Source organism: Bradyrhizobium sp. Ec3.3, from assembly GCF_000472925.1.
GTDB lineage: Bacteria > Pseudomonadota > Alphaproteobacteria > Rhizobiales > Xanthobacteraceae > Bradyrhizobium.
Genome location: NZ_AXAS01000047.1, coordinates 38,075 through 54,263, shown reverse-complemented (window position 1 = coordinate 54,263; position 16,189 = coordinate 38,075). Strand labels below are relative to the sequence as shown.

The 16,189-nt window shown below is 64.2% G+C and carries 16 protein-coding genes; 3 read left to right on the top strand and 13 right to left on the bottom strand.

The features are described 5' to 3' along the window. Window positions 1-15: 15 nt before the first annotated feature. The 11 genes from YUU_RS0133380 to YUU_RS0133330 form a co-directional block, all read right to left on the bottom strand. Complete coding sequence (locus YUU_RS0133380) at window positions 16-441, bottom strand: hypothetical protein (protein WP_027526250.1); 426 nt, start codon at window positions 439-441, stop codon at window positions 16-18. Continuing rightward, on the bottom strand, window positions 438-2,048 hold the full coding sequence (gene ptsP, locus YUU_RS0133375) for a phosphoenolpyruvate--protein phosphotransferase (RefSeq protein ID WP_027526249.1): 1,611 nt from the start codon (window positions 2,046-2,048) through the stop codon (window positions 438-440). The genes YUU_RS0133380 and ptsP overlap by 4 nt, the downstream gene beginning before the upstream one ends. A 1-nt stretch (window position 2,049) precedes the next feature. Continuing rightward, window positions 2,050-2,358, bottom strand: coding sequence for an HPr family phosphocarrier protein (locus tag YUU_RS0133370; protein WP_063621770.1), 309 nt, complete (start codon window positions 2,356-2,358; stop codon window positions 2,050-2,052). A 34-nt stretch (window positions 2,359-2,392) separates the two neighbouring features. Beyond that, window positions 2,393-2,785 carry a dihydroxyacetone kinase phosphoryl donor subunit DhaM gene (gene dhaM, locus YUU_RS0133365; RefSeq protein ID WP_027526247.1) on the bottom strand — a complete coding sequence of 131 codons (393 nt, stop codon included), beginning with the start codon at window positions 2,783-2,785 and terminating at the stop codon, window positions 2,393-2,395. Next, entirely contained in the window at window positions 2,782-3,405 is a 624-nt protein-coding gene (gene dhaL / locus YUU_RS0133360; RefSeq protein WP_027526246.1) for a dihydroxyacetone kinase subunit DhaL, read from the bottom strand. The genes dhaM and dhaL overlap by 4 nt, the downstream gene beginning before the upstream one ends. A gap of 10 nt (window positions 3,406-3,415) precedes the next feature. Next, window positions 3,416-4,441, bottom strand: coding sequence for an ABC transporter ATP-binding protein (locus YUU_RS0133355; protein ID WP_027526245.1), 1,026 nt, complete (start codon window positions 4,439-4,441; stop codon window positions 3,416-3,418). Next, a complete protein-coding gene (locus YUU_RS0133350) occupies window positions 4,434-5,531 on the bottom strand; it encodes an ABC transporter ATP-binding protein (protein ID WP_027526244.1) in 1,098 nt (365 codons plus the stop codon). The genes YUU_RS0133355 and YUU_RS0133350 overlap by 8 nt, the downstream gene beginning before the upstream one ends. A gap of 10 nt (window positions 5,532-5,541) precedes the next feature. Beyond that, complete coding sequence (locus YUU_RS0133345; protein WP_027526243.1) at window positions 5,542-5,742, bottom strand: hypothetical protein; 201 nt, start codon at window positions 5,740-5,742, stop codon at window positions 5,542-5,544. Further along, window positions 5,739-6,701 carry a carbohydrate ABC transporter permease gene (locus YUU_RS0133340; protein WP_027526242.1) on the bottom strand — a complete coding sequence of 321 codons (963 nt, stop codon included), beginning with the start codon at window positions 6,699-6,701 and terminating at the stop codon, window positions 5,739-5,741. The genes YUU_RS0133345 and YUU_RS0133340 overlap by 4 nt, the downstream gene beginning before the upstream one ends. After that, window positions 6,698-7,672, bottom strand: coding sequence for a carbohydrate ABC transporter permease (locus YUU_RS0133335; protein ID WP_156944639.1), 975 nt, complete (start codon window positions 7,670-7,672; stop codon window positions 6,698-6,700). The genes YUU_RS0133340 and YUU_RS0133335 overlap by 4 nt, the downstream gene beginning before the upstream one ends. A gap of 73 nt (window positions 7,673-7,745) precedes the next feature. Next, on the bottom strand, window positions 7,746-9,104 hold the full coding sequence (locus YUU_RS0133330) for an ABC transporter substrate-binding protein (RefSeq protein WP_027526240.1): 1,359 nt from the start codon (window positions 9,102-9,104) through the stop codon (window positions 7,746-7,748). Between the two features lie 527 nt (window positions 9,105-9,631). Here YUU_RS0133330 and YUU_RS0133325 point away from each other — a divergent pair. Then, entirely contained in the window at window positions 9,632-11,305 is a 1,674-nt protein-coding gene (locus YUU_RS0133325; protein ID WP_027526239.1) for a Na/Pi cotransporter family protein, read from the top strand. A 9-nt stretch (window positions 11,306-11,314) separates the two neighbouring features. Here the strand turns inward: YUU_RS0133325 and YUU_RS0133320 are convergent, their stop codons facing one another. Beyond that, window positions 11,315-12,751: a lipopolysaccharide biosynthesis protein gene (locus YUU_RS0133320; RefSeq protein ID WP_027526238.1), complete on the bottom strand. Its 1,437-nt coding sequence runs from the start codon at window positions 12,749-12,751 to the stop codon at window positions 11,315-11,317. A gap of 387 nt (window positions 12,752-13,138) precedes the next feature. On the opposite strand from YUU_RS0133320, the gene YUU_RS52570 reads away from it, so the two are divergent. Continuing rightward, window positions 13,139-14,128: a glycosyltransferase gene (locus tag YUU_RS52570; RefSeq protein ID WP_051390018.1), complete on the top strand. Its 990-nt coding sequence runs from the start codon at window positions 13,139-13,141 to the stop codon at window positions 14,126-14,128. 11 nt (window positions 14,129-14,139) lie between these two features. Next, on the top strand, window positions 14,140-15,204 hold the full coding sequence (locus YUU_RS0133310; RefSeq protein WP_027526237.1) for an endo-1,4-beta-xylanase: 1,065 nt from the start codon (window positions 14,140-14,142) through the stop codon (window positions 15,202-15,204). A gap of 11 nt (window positions 15,205-15,215) precedes the next feature. On the opposite strand, the gene YUU_RS0133305 is transcribed toward YUU_RS0133310, so the two are convergent. Continuing rightward, complete coding sequence (locus YUU_RS0133305; protein WP_027526236.1) at window positions 15,216-16,160, bottom strand: DUF6492 family protein; 945 nt, start codon at window positions 16,158-16,160, stop codon at window positions 15,216-15,218. Window positions 16,161-16,189: the final 29 nt, after the last annotated feature.

Sequence of the window (16,189 nt, the reverse complement as noted above, 5' to 3'; positions counted from 1 at the left end):
CCCATCACTTATGCCTCATTCTTTTTCCTGCATGATGGCAATCAGTCGGCGCGCGAACTCCTGGAGCAGCGCGTCGAGCTGAGCATTCCGCTTGCCGCTGCCGAGATCGGGCAGATGCAGCGTCAAGGTCCGCTCGTGCGGTCCCTCGGTCAGCCGGCTGATCCTGCGCGGATGGGCGCGCGCATAGGCGCGCAGAAAGGCTGCCTTCGCCTGCGGAGGAAAGTGGCAGACGTCGAAGATCGTGTTGAGATGCTGCACCGGGATCGGCACCGGATAGGCCGGATTGGAGATCTGGCTGACGAAGCTCCGGTTCTTTCCCATGGCATGGGCGAGCCGCAGCCGCATCCCCGAGGGGCGCTTGTCCAGCACCTCCTTGAAAATGCGCTTGTAGACGGCAACGGCACCGGCTTCCGCCGGTTCATCGACAACGGCGTCAGTCAAGTCCCACCTCCGCTGCCTAGACGATCGATCGTTTGCTTGATCTGCGCAAGCGCCGAAACATTCACCGAGAGCTCGCGCAGCCCGCAATCGAGCAGCGCAGGAATGCAGCGCGGATCGCTCGCCATGTCGCCGCACAGGCTCACGGGAATTCCGGCGCGCCGGCCGTGCTCCGCGGTCCGCGTGATCAGTTCGAGAACAGCGGGATGCAAGGGATCCACCAGGGGTGCGAGAGCTCCATTTGAGCGGTCGCAGGCAAGGACGTATTGCGCAAGGTCGTTCGACCCGATCGAGAAGAAGGCGCTCTTGAAACTGGCGATCGAAAGCGCCGCCGCGGGCACCTCGACCATGATTCCGAGGTCGGGAAGCATCGCGGCAGTGCCTTTCCCCTGCAAGTCCTGCACGATGTCGGCAAACAGCTTTCGAGCCGCCTCGACCTCGTGGGCCGAGGTGACCATCGGGAACATGACCTTGAGATTTCCGCGCACCGCCGCACGCGCCAGAGCGCGGAGCTGGACCGCAAAGATCTCGGGCCGAGCCAGACAAAGACGAAGGCCGCGTACGCCGAGGAAGGGGTTTGCCTCGCCATCCGGCGTGAAGCCCGGCACCGGCTTGTCGCCGCCTGCGTCAAAGGTGCGGATCGTCACCGGACGCCGCTCGGCCCAGCGCAGGACCTGGTCGTAGACCTGAAACTGCGTCTCCTCGTCAGGCAGGCCGCGCTCCGAAAGCAGAAACTCGGTGCGCATCAGGCCGACGCCGTCGGCATATTGCGCATCCGGATAGTCGAGGTCCTCGACGCGCTGGATGTTGATGAGGAGCTTGATCCGATCGCCGCGCCAGGACGCCGCCGGCCGCCGCAGGATGGCTCGCGCAGAAGCCCTGCTCTTGCGGTGGATCTCCCGCCGCTTCTCGAACAGGCCGATCTGCTCGATGCTGGGATCGAGCTCGAGCGTTGCGCCCTCGCCGTCGAGCAGCGCCGTGCTGCCTGCCGGGACCGCGCCGAGTTGCACCACCATCGGTATGCCGCGGGCGCGCGCCAGCATCGCGACGTGGCTCGTCGGACTGCCGCGCAGCAGCGCCAGGCCGCCGCCATCAGACCAGTCGATCTCCAGGAAACGCGAGGGCGGCAGATCGTCGGCGCAGACCACCGCACCGCTCGGAATTCTCAACGCATGGCCCCCGCCGCCGCGCAAGATGTTCAACACGCGATCGCGAAGGTCGGCAAGATCCGAGCTGCGCGCCTTCAGATATTCGTCCGGCGCCGAATTATAGTCCGCGATCTGCTCGTCGAGCACCGCGCGCCAGGCGGCGTCCGCGGGTTCGCCTTCGCCGATCGCCGCGAGGATCGCGCTGACCAGATCCTCGTCCTCCAGCAGCGCGACCTGGAATTCCAGGATTTGCGCGGCTTCGCCGCCGGCGATTGCGGCGAGCTCGGCGATCTGCCGGCTCGCGGTATCGATCGCACTTCGCAGCGCAAGCGCTTCATCGACCAGGGTGCCGGCGACCCGTTCGCCGTTCGCGCCCGCGTCGACCCGGACGAACGGGCCCTGGGCAAAACCGATCGAGGCGGTTCTGCCGCGGTAGGCCAGTCGTGAAGCGCTGTCTCGCATTTTAAGCGGTCCCATCCGGAAAATCGGTCGCGATCAGATCGATCAGCGCGGCGACGGCAGCTTCCGCATCACTGCCCAGCGCCTTGATCTCGATGATGCTGCCGTGGGCGGCGCGCATCGCCATGATCTTGGCCACGCTCTTGGCATTGATCCACTCGGCCGCGCCGGCAACGCGGACCGATATCTGCGCCTCGAACTTCTTGGCGAGCTTGGTCAGCTTGACCGCCGGACGCGCATGCATGCCGACCGCGTGCACCAGCTGCACGTTGCCCGTGAAGATCTGTCCGTTCACATTTGAGGTTTCCAGCATCGTCATATTCCATCTTCGCTTCGCCGAACTGTTGTCAGTCGGCAGAGAGTTCCTCGGCCACGGCCCGCACCTCGGCCAGCGAGCTGCCGCCCGCGGCTTCAGTCGCCGCCATCACGGCGCCTTCGACGATCGGTGCGTTGCAGACGACAACAAGATCACGCCGCTCGGGGTCCAGCATTTCGACCGCCATTTCGCTGTTGGTCTCGGCGCCGCCGAGATCGACGAGAATCGCAACACCCTTCGGCGACCAGGCGTCATTGATGGCATCGACGATCAGGGCGACGCTGGTCCCCAGTCCGCCCTCGGGGTTGCCGCCGCAGAAGGCGACCTTGACCTCGCTGCCGACCATCTGCCGCACCATGTCGGCGGTGCCTTTGGCGATGTCCTTGGAATGCGAGACGATCACGATGCTCACGGTGTCGTTCACGGCCGCCCCTCCAGGCTCGCGCACACCGCTTGCAGAAGGACGCAGCTCGACCGTGCACCGGGATCGACATGTCCAACGCTGCGAGGCCCGAGGAACGACGCGCGTCCCTTGGTCGCCTGCATCGGCGCAGTCCGCTCGGCGGCTTCGGCGGCCGTGGTGCGAATGCGCTCGACGATGTCGGGTCGCCCGGCATCGGTCTTCAAGGCCTCCAGGACGGGAACGAGCACGTCGAGCATGGTCTTCTCGCCGGCGTGCGAGCGGCCGCGTTTGCTCACCGCGTCGACCCCGCTCGCAAAAACTTCCGCGAGATCGTCCGGCAGATGCTTGTCATGCGACAGCGCTTCACCCGCGGCAAGAAAGAAGCTGCCGTAGAGCGGCCCCGAGGCACCGCCGACGGTCATCACCAGCGTCTTGCCGATGGTCTTCAGCGCCTCGTCGAACGGCTGCGCGGAGATCGCATCGAGCTTGCCGAGCACGGCCTCGAAACCGCGCTTCATGTTCGTGCCGTGATCGCCGTCGCCGATCGCCTGATCCAGCGTCGTGAGCTCCGGCGCGCTGGCGATGACCTGTTCGGCGGCCACCTTGAGCAGCGACTTGAATGTCTCGGGTTGCAGCGACATTGAATTATCCTCAGTGAACCATGGCGTTGATGCGTTGCCCGACGCCGTCGAAGTAAAGCGGATGCTTCAGGTGCAATTCAACCTCCTGACCGACCTGGAGCGGCTGGCGCGGGTCCGCAAGCGTCACCAGCGTCTGGCCCTTGTAGTCCAGGTGTACGTGATTCTGCTCACCCAGGTGCTCGACCCGATGCACGCGGCCGATCAATCGCCCCCCATTGCGCGCGGCGATCTGCAGATGCTCGGTGCGGATGCCGATGGTCTCGGTCCCGGGTGGAAGGACTATCTCCGAAGCAAGGCGAGCCGGAAGAAGGTTGATCTGGGGCGTGCCGAGCCGTGACGCGACGTACGTACTGGACGGGCTCTCGTAGATCTCCCGCGGCGTGCCGAGCTGGAGAAGCTGGCCGTCCTTGATCACGCCAATGCGCGTGGCCATGGTCATGGCTTCCACCTGATCGTGTGTCACATAGAGTATGGTTGCACCGAGCTCGACCTGGATCCGCTTGAGCTCGAGGCGAAGCTCGGCGCGCAGCTTCGCATCCAGCGACGACAGCGGCTCGTCCATCAGGTAGATCGACGGATCCCGCACCAGGGCGCGTCCGATGGCGACCCGCTGCATCTCGCCGCCGGACAGGCGGGTGGCGCGATTGTTCAGCTTGCTGGCGATATGCAGGAGCTCCGCGGTCTGTTCGACGCGCTGGCGGATGACCGGTTCCGGAACGCGCCGCGCCGGCGAGCGCAGCGGAAACGCCAGATTGTCGTAAACCGACAGATGCGGATAGAGCGAATATTGCTGGAAGACGAACGCGATGTCGCGCGACCCCGGAGGATCGAGCGTGACGTCGCGGCCGTTGATCATGACCGAGCCCGAATCGGGTTGCTCGAGCCCGGTGATCAGCCGCAGCGTCGTGGTCTTGCCGGCGCCGCTCGGGCCGAGCAGGACGAGAAACTCGCCGTCGTTGACCGCAAGCGACAATTCGCGCACGGCCTCGACAGCACCAAAACGCTTGCTGATGTTACGCAGAATGACGTCAGCCATGGCGAGCGCCTCCCCCGTTCGCGGTGCGGATCGCAAGGCCGCTGCCGGCATCGAACAGCGCCAGCCGTTCGGAGTGGAATTCGAGACCGACCGTCTCGCCGATCCGCACCGGCGTGGCGGACGGCAGCCGAGCCGCAACGCGCCCATGCGCGGTGTCGACAGTGACGATCTGGTTGGTGCCGAGATATTCCGCGCCGAACACCTCGCCGCGAACCGGCGCAGCATCGGTGAAACGGATATGTTCCGGGCGCACGCCGAGCACCAGCGGGGCGCTGGCACGGTCCTCGCGTATCTCCGGCACGGCAATGTCGGTGTCATGGAAACTGACCGCGCGGTCGCCGCAATGCAGGCCGCCCTCAAAGCGCAGGAAGTTCATCGACGGTGAGCCGATAAAGTCGGCAACGAACATGCTCGCGGGCCGATCATAGATCTCCTGCGGCGAGCTGATCTGCTCGACGCGTCCCCTATTCATTACTGCGATCTGGTCCGCCATCGACATCGCCTCGAGCTGGTCGTGCGTCACGTAGATCGTGGTCGCGCCGATGCGATCGTGGAGATCACGGAGCTCGCCGCACATCAGATGGCGAAACTCGGCATCGAGGGCTCCGAGCGGCTCGTCCATCAGGAAGGCCTTCGGCCGCCGCACCATCGCCCGGCCGAGGGCCACGCGCTGGCGGTCACCGCCCGACAGCTTTGACGTCTTGCTCGACAACAGATGCTCGATCCGCAGCAGCCGCGCAGTTTCCTCGACGCGCTGGCGAATTTCGCGGCGGCCCATGCCCTGGCACTTCAGTGGAAAGCCGATGTTTCCTGCGACGTTCATGTGCGGATAGAGCGCGAAGAGCTGGAACACAAAGGCGATGTCGCGGGCGGATGCCCGCTCGAAGGTCACGTCCTCGCCATCGAGCAGGATCTTGCCCTCGGTCGGCAGCTCGAGGCCGGCGATCATGCGCAGCGTCGTCGTCTTACCGCAGCCGGAGGGGCCGAGCATCGCAAAGAAGGTGCCGTCATCGATGGTGAAGTTCGAGCCTTCGACGGCGGTGAACTGATCGAACGACTTGCGCAGGTTTTCGACGCGGATCTGTGCCATGTCTGCCGTCCTATTCCGGAAAATGGCTCACGATGACGTAGCCGAGCGTGCCGGCCAGGATCGTCACGAACGAATAGCTGTAGAGATCGAGCGAGAACGGCTGCACCAGCATCACGATGCCGACGCCGATCAGGATCGTCGCTCCGGCCTCCCAGGGACCGCGCCGGAACCAGCGCATCAAGCCGCCATTGGCAATCGCAGAACCGCTCATTTGCGTACAGCTCCGAAGGTGATGCCGCGCAACAGATGCTTGCGCAACAGAACGGTGAACAGAACGATCGGGACGACGAACAGCGTGGTCGCGGCAGCAACTGCCGGCCAGTCCTGTCCGCCTTCGCCGATGATGAAGGGGATGAAGGGCGGCATGGTCTGGGCTTCGCCGCTGGTGAGGAGGACCGCGAAGGCATACTCGTTCCAGGAGAAGATCAGGCAGAAGATCGCCGTTGCCGCGATGCCCGTCACCGCCTGCGGCAGCACCACCTTTCGCAGCGCCTGCAGTCGCGTGTAGCCGTCGACCAGGGCAGCCTCCTCGTATTCGCGCGGAATCTCGTCGATGAACCCCTTGAGCAGCCAGACCGCGAGCGAGACATTGACCGCCGTGTAGAGCAGGATCATTCCGAGCCTGGTGTCGGTCAGGTTGAGCTGGCGGTACATCAGATAGATCGGGATTGCGACCGCAACGGGCGGCATCATGCGCGTCGACAGGATGAAGAACAGGAGGTCGTCGGCAAGCGGAATGCGAAACCGCGAGAATGCATAGGCCGCGAGCGTGCCGAGGAAGACGGCGAGGAAGGTCGAGCCGAAGCCGATGATGAGCGAATTGACGAAGCGCGGCACGACCTTCGAGGGACCGGCGATCACCATGTCGTGCTGGCGCACGAGCTTGTCGTACCAGGTCTCCGGTGGCGGCAGCTTTGCGATGAAGTCCGGCGTCTGCCGCGTGCGCACCGTAAACAGGTTCACATAGCCCTCCAGCGTCGGCTGGAACAGCACCTTGGGCGGATAGGCAATCGCATCGCTCTGCGACTTGAACGCCGTGGCGACGATCCAGACGAGCGGCAGGATCGTGATCACCGCATAGAGGATGACCAGGCTGCCGGCCACCGCCTTTGCGCGCGGCGTAGATTCGACGATGGAGTGAGCGGTGGATTTGGCGATAGCGGCGGTCATCGTTGCTTCACCTTGTTGAGCACCTTGACGTAGATGTTGGCTGCACCGAACACGGTCACGAACAGGATGATGGCGAGCGCGGAGGAATAGCCGGTGCGCCATTTCTCGAATGCCGCGCGCTTCAGGGTGATCGAGACCAGCTCGGTGGTCGATCCCGGTCCGCCCGAGGTCAGGAGGTTGACCATGTCGAACATCTTGAAGTTCTCGATCGCACGGAACAGGACGGCGAGCATCAGGAACGGCACCGTCATCGGCAGCGTGATCGACCAGAACTGGCGCCAGGCCGAGGCACGATCGACTTCGGCGGCCTCATAGATGTAGTCGGGAATGGAGCGCAGCCCTGCGAGGCAGATCAGCATGACGTAAGGCGCCCACATCCAGGTATCGACGAGGACGATCGTCCACGGTGCCAGCGCGACCTCGCCGGTCATGCTGAACGAGCTCGGCGGCACGCCGGTGAACAGGCTGATCAGGTAATTGAACGGTCCGATCTGCGGCTGGAACAGCAGGGTCCAGAAGTTGCCGACGACCGCAGGCGACAGCATCATCGGCAGCAGGATCATCGTGGTCCAGAAGCTGTGACCGCGAAACTGGCGGTTGATGAGCAGCGCGAGCCCAAATCCGATGACCACCTGCAACGCCACCGACGAGATCACGAACTGCGCCGTGGTCTGGAGCCTGAACCAGACATCCTCGTCGGTTAAGATGTCGGTGAAATTGTCCAGGCCGACGAACCGCAGCGGCAGATAGGACATGCTGAGGTTGAGGCTCGTGAAGGAGAGCCTGATCATCCAGACCAGCGGAAAGATGTTGATCGCGAGCAGAAGCGCGATCGTCGGCGCGACGAACAGCCAGGCGATGGCCCGGTCCGACAGGCCGCGGACTCGTCGCGTGGCACGAGATTTGGCGGGCTCGCTCACGCCGGGGATCGTAACATGATCGGGTTGGAGAATGGTGGTCATCTTGTCCATCGGCTGGCTGGTTCGGCTTCCCCGGGACACTTCGCCCCGGGGAAACCAGTGAGGTCGATGCGGGCAGTCTCGTTTATTGCGAGGCGACCTGCTTGCCCTGCTCCTTGAAGACCTTGGTCCAGTCCTTCACCAGGAGATCGAGCGCCTGCTGCGCCGTTCCCTTGTCGGCGACGACGTAGTCATGCACGCGCTTCTGCATGTCGAGGAGCAGCTGGGCGTAGGACGGCTCGGCCCAGAAGTCCTTTACGATCGCCATCGACTCCAGGAACTGCGGAGCAAACGACGCGCTCGCGGGGAAGTCAGGCGCGTTGACGACGGCCTTCAGCGCCGAGTAGCCGCCGAGCTGCCACCACTTCTGCTGCACGGTCGGCTGCGCGAACCACTTGATGTAGGCGAGCGCATCTTCCTTGTGGTCAGATGTCGCGACGACCGAGATGCCCTGCCCGCCGAGCTGGGTGAAGTGACCGTTTGGGCCGGCCGGATTGACGAAGAAGCCGATCTTGTCGCCGCCGACGTTCGGGTCCTTGTAGAGCCCGGGGAAGAAGGCGAACCAGTTCATCTGCATCGCCACCTGGCCGGACTTGAAGGCGTCGAGACCTTCCTGCATGTAGGCGTTGGTCAGGCCCGGCGCGGTGCAGCACTTGTAGAGCTCCTTGTAGAACTCGAGTCCCTTGGCGGCATCCGCCGAATTGACGAAGCCCTGCATCTGGTACGGCTTCTTTGGGTTCTCATAGTTGAAGCCGTAATTGTAGAGCGCGTTGGTCACGCCCATCGTGATGCCTTCGGAGCCGCGCTCGGTGAAGATGTAGGCTCCGTAGACCTTCTTGCCGTCGATCTCGCGGCCCTGGAAGAACGCGGCGATCTCCTTCAGCTCGTCAAAGGTCTTGGGCGGCGCGAGATCGCGGCCATACTTGGCCTTGAAGGCCGACTGAATGTCGGGACGCGAGAACCAGTCCTTGCGATAGGTCCAGCCCACCGCATCGGCCATCGCCGGCAGTGCCCAGTAGTTCGGCGAGTTCTTCGGCCACTGCGAATAGCCGACGACGGTCGCCTGGACGAAATCGTCCATCGAGATCTTCTCCTTGTCGAAGAAGTCGTTGAGCTTGACGTACCACTTGTTCTCGGCGGCACCGCCGATCCACTGGCTGTCGCCGATGATCAGGTCGCAGAGCTTGCCGTGCGAGTTGAGCTCGTTCAGGAAGCGATCGGCATAGCTCGTCCAGGGGACGAACTCGTATTTCATCTCGATGCCGGATTGCTTGGTGAAGTCCTTGCCGAGTTCGACCAGGGCGTTGGCCGGATCCCATGCCGCCCAGCACAGCGTGAGCTGCTTCCCTTCCGCCGCGGCTTCACCGCCGCCCGCGGCCACCAGCGCGGCGGCCCCGAGGACCGCAGACGTCACTGCACCACCTAGCCATTTGAGTCTTCGCATGTCCGTTTCCTCTCTATCGTTGAACCACCGAACCCGCCCGGCGCGCGCCTTTTCCGGAGCAACGCCAAGACCCTGAAACCGAGTTGATGAGCGATGAGATGATGGAGAACGAGACGGACCGCGCCCGGAAACGGGTCCGGACGGGTTGGGCTCCTCCCACACATCAGCTCGATGCGCGATGTTTATTTTTTTGTAGTACTAAACCTATTACTAAATTCTCGAAGCCGTCAAGCCGGTTTCTGGCGCGCCCGGAAAAAAGCTCGTCCGCGGCCGCATTCGCCGGGAGCCTGCTGCAACGCAGCACAAGAGCCGTGATTTCGGTGAATTTGCTTCTCGCCATTGAACGCAGACCTGCCAATCACCGCGACGCCAACGCGATCGAAGCCAAGCGAATTTGTTTAGCAAATTGTTTTACTGAACGTTCAATGCCGCGTAGTTCCCACGCTGTGTCGTCAACTGCCTTCACTTCGGCAACTGCGCTACAGTCAGAGGGGGCTGGCTGATCGTCGTTCACTTCGGGAGCCCGCATGTCTACGGCAATCTCGGTACTCGGCGGCGTCGGTCTTTTCTTGCTCGGCATGACCGTGATGACGGAAGGCCTGAAGGCGCTGGCCGGCTCCGCCCTGCGCACCGTGCTCGGCAAGGCCGCTGCGACGCCGCTGCACGGCTCCTTCTGGGGCGCCGTCGTCACGCTCCTGGTGCAGTCGTCGAGTGCAACGACGATGACGACGATCGGCCTCGTCAGCGCGGGCCTGCTGACGTTCCAGCAAGGCTTGGGATTGGTGTTCGGCGCCAATATCGGCACCACGGGCACCGGCTGGCTGGTCGCGCTCATTGGCGTCCGTGTCTCGCTTACCGCCGCGGCACTGCCGATGATCTTCGCCGGCGCGTTGACCAAGCTTCTGGCGCGCGGGCGAATATCCGGCGCAGGCGCAGCGCTCGCCGGATTCGGGCTCGTGCTTTTCGGGCTGACGACCTTGCAGCAGGGCATGGGCGGGCTCGCCGAACGATTGCACCCGGCGGACCTTCCTGCCGTTCTCGCGGGTCCCGACGGGCGGTGGTGGTCGGGCCTGCTCGGCGTGCTGGTGCTCGTCGTGATCGGACTGGTGATGACCGCCCTGATGCAGTCGTCAACGGCCGCCGTCGCGGTGACCTTGTCCGGTCACTTCGCCGGTGCGATCGGGCTGGACCAGGCTTGTGCGCTGATCATCGGCCAGAATATCGGAACGGCGACGAGCTCCGCCCTCGCCGCGATTGGCGCGAGCATCACCGCCAAGCGGCTGGCCATTGCCTATGTTCTTTTCAAGCTGATCGCCGCCGTCATCGCGCTCGTGCTCTTTCCTGTCACCATCCCACTGCTCGTGCGCGCCTCGAACAGCATCGATGGCGTCACGCTGCTGGCCGGATATCATACCGCGTACAATGTCGTCGGCGTGGTGGTCCTGCTGCCGCTGATCAACCAGTTCACGCGCCTGGTCGAGCGTATCCTGCCCGAGCGCGGCTCGCCGCTCACGCGGTGTCTCGATCCCTCGGCGCTCGTGACCCCAATCGTGGCCGTCGAAGCGGTACGCCGAACGATCGCGCGCGTGCTCGTAACGGTCTGCGCCTGGGTCGAGGCGGCACTGGCTGGCCGAGCTGCACCAGTCCGTCTCGGGAGAGCCGCCGTATCGCTGCAGGACGCCGCCGACGCCCTGCGACAGGCACAGATATTTTTGTCGGAGGTGGCCGGACCGCCTGACACCGAGGACGAGCAACGGAGTCTGACCAGCACATTGCACGCACTCGACCATGCGTCTCGGCTGACGGACGTGGCGAATGGCGGAATCAATTTCGCTTCAGTGAGGGATGGACCGGAGGACGTCCGCGCAGGAGAACTCTGCGCCGAAGTGATGCGAAGCGCAGCTGCGCTCGCCCGCGGCGTGGCCGCACCATCGCAGCCGGTCGTGCCAGTCCCGCATGGCGTCGACGCCATGGCCGGTCCGCGCGCGATCCAGACCGACGAGGCCATCGCCGAGCTCGAGCGTTGCACGACGGAACTTGGCGAAGTGCTGCGCCGCCACCGCAGCGCGACACTCGGCGCAGTCGCCAATGCGACGCTCACCACCGACACCGCACTCGTTCGCGTCGAAACGGTCCGCAGCCTCCAGGTGCTGTCGCATCATGCCTGGCGCTCCGCGGCGCATCTCGTCGGTCGCGGCTAGTCGTATCGGCTAGACGCCGAGAGCCTTCCGGTTGAAGTTTCGCAACAGCCGCAGCGTCAGCGTTCTGGCGTTCGCGACATTGAGCAGCCAGGCTGCGCCGGCATAAGCAACGCCGCCGGCCAAGCTCACCACGATCAGCGACAACAGGCCGGTGCCGTTGACCTGGGACCGCACGCCAAGGATCGCCGCCGCCATGATCGCCGAAGCAACGCCCACGCCCGCGAGCCGGCCCGGATCGAACGGCAGCACATAGGCGCGGCGCATCAGGACGACCGCGGCCACGAAGCCGATGGCTTCGGTCGCGAACGTTGCCAGCGCTGCGCCATACAGCCCGAAGCCCGAAATCAGCGCGAACATCAGCGCGATGCTCAGCACCAGCGTGAGGAACGACTGCGCGGCAAGGATGAAGGGCCGCTCGGCGAGCTGGAAGCTGATCTGGACATAGAACTGATTGGCGATGCCGAGCATCCGCGCGACGACCAGCATCGGCAGCAGCGCCGACACGCCGGCGCGGAAGTCGACGCCGACGAGCGTTCCGGCGACCTGGTCCGCAGCGAGCGCAAGCCAGATCGCGACCGGCATGATCACGACGAGCAGGAGCTCGAGGCTTTCGTTGAGTCGTTCACGGGTCGCGGCATGGCCCTCCTGGCTCAACGTCCGGAACACGATGGGCACGGTGGCCGCAGCGACGCTCGAGGCCAGCATCACCAGAAACTGCCGCGGCAGATCGGCGGCAACGCCGAAAATTCCGGCGGCATCCTTGCCGAGAAGATAGGCGACGATCAGCCGGTCGCTGGTCGAATAGAGCGCGACCGAGAGGCCGCCGATGGTCAGCGGCAAGCCGTAGCGGGCGAGTTGCGTGAGCTGGCTCTTCTCCCAGGGCGCGATCCTGGTCTGGTCGCCCGCGAGATTGAGAACGATGCCGGTCAGCGAGCCGAGCCCGAACGCCGCGAGCAGACCCAGCCCGCCCCAGCCCAAATAGATCGCGAGCAGCCCGAAGCCGACGCTCGCCAGGCTGCGCACGATCGCAATTGCCGCGAACCTGTACGGGCGCAATTTGGCGCGCTCGAATTCCTGACCGACATCGACCGCATTCGCGGTGATGGCGACGAACACGCTGGCGAGCAGCAACTCGAAGCTGACGTCGCGATGGAAGAGGAACGTCAGCGGCGCCGCGGCGCAGAGAGCGGAGACGGTCAGCGCGAAGGCAACCATCGCCGTGCCGCGAAAATCCACCTCCGGCGACATCGCCTGGTAGCGCGAGACCGACAGCTTGATCCAGGCGAAGAAGATCGCGCCCAGGATGCTGGCGATGCTGAGGCCTACGACGTAGACGCCATATTCCGCCGGACTCAGGAGCCGCGTGTAGGTCGTGATCGCGAAAAAGCCGACGGCCGCCGGCAGGATGTAGGCCGCGAGATAGATGGAGAAATGGCGATTCAGCATGCGAGCACGGGAGCGTGACTGTTCCAGCCAATTAACGCTTCGTTAATCAGTCGGACCTTGGTTGGGCTATGTTGACGACTGCGCCGCAGCATGTCCGAGAATACTCACATAAACGGGCTAATCGGACCGGCGAATTCCCCGTTAGGCTCTATTTCGTACGTTAGCGTTAAATTTGCGGTTGCCTTGAACTCGTAGGCTCGATCACCCAATAGAAACAGTGGTTTCGAGCGTCGCCGATCGTCGCCAGGTGTGGATCCGACTGACATGGAAGTTGTTGAACGTGCTCGGGCCGATGTGTGCCTCTCCGAGGCTGGCCGCAGGGGAGCCGGCCTGAGCAAGAGTGCAGCGTTGCCCCCGATACAGCCGGAAATCGCGCGCGGCGAGCGGATGGTGCTCAACCTCTTCTTCGAGGAGAGGGACGATCGCTGGTTTCGCGGCGACCGGCATCTGCGGCCGCTACTCAGGCGCCTCTTGTTCGGCAAGCCGTGGATCAGCGGGCAGGAACGCGTGTTCCTCAATCTGTGCGCAGGGCTCGACAGGCTCGGCATCCGCTATCGCGTCAACGACTATCGCCACATTCGCAAGCACCCCGAGGAACTCGCCTGCATCATCGGGCGGCCTTTCGTGCTCGATCGCATCGCGTGGAAGAATCCGATCCTGCTCGGCGTTGCCATGTACAATCACCCGATCGACGATCCGGACCTGTTGAAGCGCGCGCCGATCAAGCACATCGTGGTGCCCTGCCAGTGGTATGTCGAGATGTGCCGGCCGGGCTGGCCGAATGTCGAGGCCTGGCCGGTCGGCATCGACACCGATGTCTGGACGTCGCTGCCTGCTGAACAAAAGAGCGTCGACGTGCTGCTCTACGACAAGGTCCGCTGGGAGCACGACCGCTACGAGACCGAACTGATCGAGCCGATCCGCGCGCATCTGAAGGCGAGCGGTCTTTCCTTCGAGGAGGTTCGCTACGGCAGCTACAAGGAGGACGACTACAAGGCCGCGCTCGCGCGCTGCCGGACCATGATCTTCCTCTGCGAGCACGAGAGCCAGGGCATCGCCTGCCAGCAGGCACTGGCGAGCAACGTTCCCGTCCTCGCCTGGGAGCGCGGCGGCGCGTGGCAGGACCCCGGCTATTTTCCGCACAAGGTCCGCTTTGAAGGCGGCGTCACCTCGGTGCCCTATTGGGACGAGCGCTGCGGCATGAAGTTCGCCAACGCGGAAGGTTTCAAGTCGCGCTGGGCGGAGTTCTGGGCACACAGCGAAGCCGGCGACTTCAAGCCCCGCGATTACGTCCTCGACAATCTCACGCTCGAGAAAGGGGCGCTGCACTACTACGAGATCGCACAAGCCGTGATGCAGCGTCTATCGGCGCGTTAGGACTACGCAACATGGCGAGCCTCGACAGACGCGAATTTCTCCTGGGCGCGACGGCCGCGCTTGCAGCTAGCTCCTCGGCGGGTGCCCAGACCTCAAAGCAGCTCAGCCGCCGCCCCGGCTATGGCGCCGCGGCCACGTTGTGGGATTTGCAGGCCGACCCGCGGCTCGGCGAGGCCATCAGCACGTATTGCACGCAGGTCGTTCCGGTCCTCGAACTGAAATGGCCGATGCTGCGGCCGGATCCGCACACCTTCGCGTTCGAGCGCGCCGATGCGATCCTGGATTTCGCGCGGCAAAATGACCTGACCATGCGCGGCCACGCGCTCGCCTGGTACCACGACATCCCGGACTGGACGAAGCAGATCAAGGAGACGAAGGCGGCCGAGCGGGCCTTCGTCGATCACATCTCGACCGTCGTCGCCTACTACAAGGACAAGTTGACCTCGTGGGACGTCGTCAACGAGCCGATCCCCGACAATCCGCGCAAGATCACCGATCGGCGCGACTGCTACTGGTCGAGCATGCTGGGCGAGCGTTGGATACCCCTCGCCTTCCGCACCGCCGCGGCCGCCGATCCGTTCGTGAAGCTCGCGATCAACGAGTACGACATCGAGTCCGCCAAGGACAGCTTCATCGCCAAGCGCGCGGCCTACCGCAACCTGATCCAGGACCTGCTCGATCAGGGCGTTCCGCTGCATGCGGTCGGATTGCAGTCGCATCTGCATGCCGAGCTCGAGATCGACAAGGACGGGCTCGCCGCCTTCGTCGCCGAGCTACGCTCGTGGGGGCTCGAGGTCCTCGTCACCGAGCTCGACGTCGACGACCAGAAACTGTCCGGCGATCCGGCGCAGCGCGACGCCATCGTGGCGAAGCGCGTGGACGACCTCTTGACGGCGATCACCGCGAGCGGCCCGCTCAATTCGATCCTGAGCTGGGGCATCTCGGATCGCTACAGCTGGATCAACGGGACGTTCAAGCGACCCGACAAGCAGCCGAACCGGCCGCTGCCGCTCGACGGCAACTTTCAGCCGAAGCCGCTGATGGACGTGATCAGCAAATTCCTGAAGCCCGCCTGAGCGGCGACCGGCTATCGCGCCATTTTCGACGCTTCGATCCCTGCGCCATCACCGACGTGATCGCCGGGCGCAAGGCTCGGCGCGCGTGAGCGCAGGCGGAAGACGTCGCGGATGTCCTCGATCGAGGTCGACGAGTAGGACTGGATGCACAGCGCGACCTGCCGGGGCGAAGCGGCGCGCATCATCGCTTCGATCGCCGCGCGATCGAGCCGGCTGTCATCCCAATGCGACACCGCGATGCTGTCTTCGGTGATCTCATGCGCCGCCAGATGCTTTGGCGAACTGGCGACGAAATGGCCGTAGAGCAGGTATTCGGAGAATTTCTTGCGGCGGCACAGCGCCAGAATCCAGTTCGTTCCCGTCGCCGACTTGATCGCGTCGGTCATCGCCTGCACGGAATCCTTATCCCAGACCAGCGCATTGCCTACATAGTCGTCCGCCGGGAAGGGCGTATCGGGCATGCCGAGCAGTTGATCGACGGTGCGGAGCCAAAGGCAGTGCAACGGCGTCTCGGCGCCGATCGCACCGCGCGTAACGAACAGCGGTGCCTTCGCGGAGCCTGCATATTGGCCCACGTCGAACTCGCGGAAGAACAGATTGTCGGAATCCAGGATGCAGACGCGCTGCTCGGACGCGCCAAGCACGCCCGCGATCTTGACGATCTGCTGGATGTGCCAGCCATGCACCGGAGAGGACAACAGCGAGAGCCAGACCTTCCGGTTGCCCCGCTGGAGGAACGACGGCGCGGCAAACAACCATCGCGGCAGATAACGCGACACCGGCACGATGACGCGCTTGTCGGAGGCGAACTGCGCGAATAGCGGAACGTCCTCGTCGTTAACGACGACGTAGTGCCTGGTGTATCCCGTTAACCACGTGTCGATGCTCTCGGCGAGCAGCGAGAAGCGCTCGATATCCTTGGCGTAGCTGGCTGTCAGCAGTGCAACAGAATGCATGAACGCGCTCAGGCCGGGTTGTCAGGGGG

Coding starts and splice junctions, on each gene's coding strand:
- YUU_RS0133320 (WP_027526238.1), bottom strand. CDS start 12,751: ATGCTGAATCGCCATTTCTCCATCTATCTCGCGGCCTACATCCTGCCG.
- YUU_RS0133340 (WP_027526242.1), bottom strand. CDS start 6,701: ATGACCGCCGCTATCGCCAAATCCACCGCTCACTCCATCGTCGAATCT.
- YUU_RS0133305 (WP_027526236.1), bottom strand. CDS start 16,160: ATGCATTCTGTTGCACTGCTGACAGCCAGCTACGCCAAGGATATCGAG.
- YUU_RS0133325 (WP_027526239.1), top strand. CDS start 9,632: ATGTCTACGGCAATCTCGGTACTCGGCGGCGTCGGTCTTTTCTTGCTC.
- YUU_RS0133370 (WP_063621770.1), bottom strand. CDS start 2,358: ATGCTGGAAACCTCAAATGTGAACGGACAGATCTTCACGGGCAACGTG.
- YUU_RS0133350 (WP_027526244.1), bottom strand. CDS start 5,531: ATGGCACAGATCCGCGTCGAAAACCTGCGCAAGTCGTTCGATCAGTTC.
- YUU_RS0133345 (WP_027526243.1), bottom strand. CDS start 5,742: ATGAGCGGTTCTGCGATTGCCAATGGCGGCTTGATGCGCTGGTTCCGG.
- YUU_RS0133355 (WP_027526245.1), bottom strand. CDS start 4,441: ATGGCTGACGTCATTCTGCGTAACATCAGCAAGCGTTTTGGTGCTGTC.
- dhaL (WP_027526246.1), bottom strand. CDS start 3,405: ATGTCGCTGCAACCCGAGACATTCAAGTCGCTGCTCAAGGTGGCCGCC.
- YUU_RS0133330 (WP_027526240.1), bottom strand. CDS start 9,104: ATGCGAAGACTCAAATGGCTAGGTGGTGCAGTGACGTCTGCGGTCCTC.
- ptsP (WP_027526249.1), bottom strand. CDS start 2,048: ATGCGAGACAGCGCTTCACGACTGGCCTACCGCGGCAGAACCGCCTCG.
- YUU_RS0133310 (WP_027526237.1), top strand. CDS start 14,140: ATGGCGAGCCTCGACAGACGCGAATTTCTCCTGGGCGCGACGGCCGCG.
- YUU_RS0133335 (WP_156944639.1), bottom strand. CDS start 7,672: ATGGACAAGATGACCACCATTCTCCAACCCGATCATGTTACGATCCCC.
- YUU_RS52570 (WP_051390018.1), top strand. CDS start 13,139: ATGGTGCTCAACCTCTTCTTCGAGGAGAGGGACGATCGCTGGTTTCGC.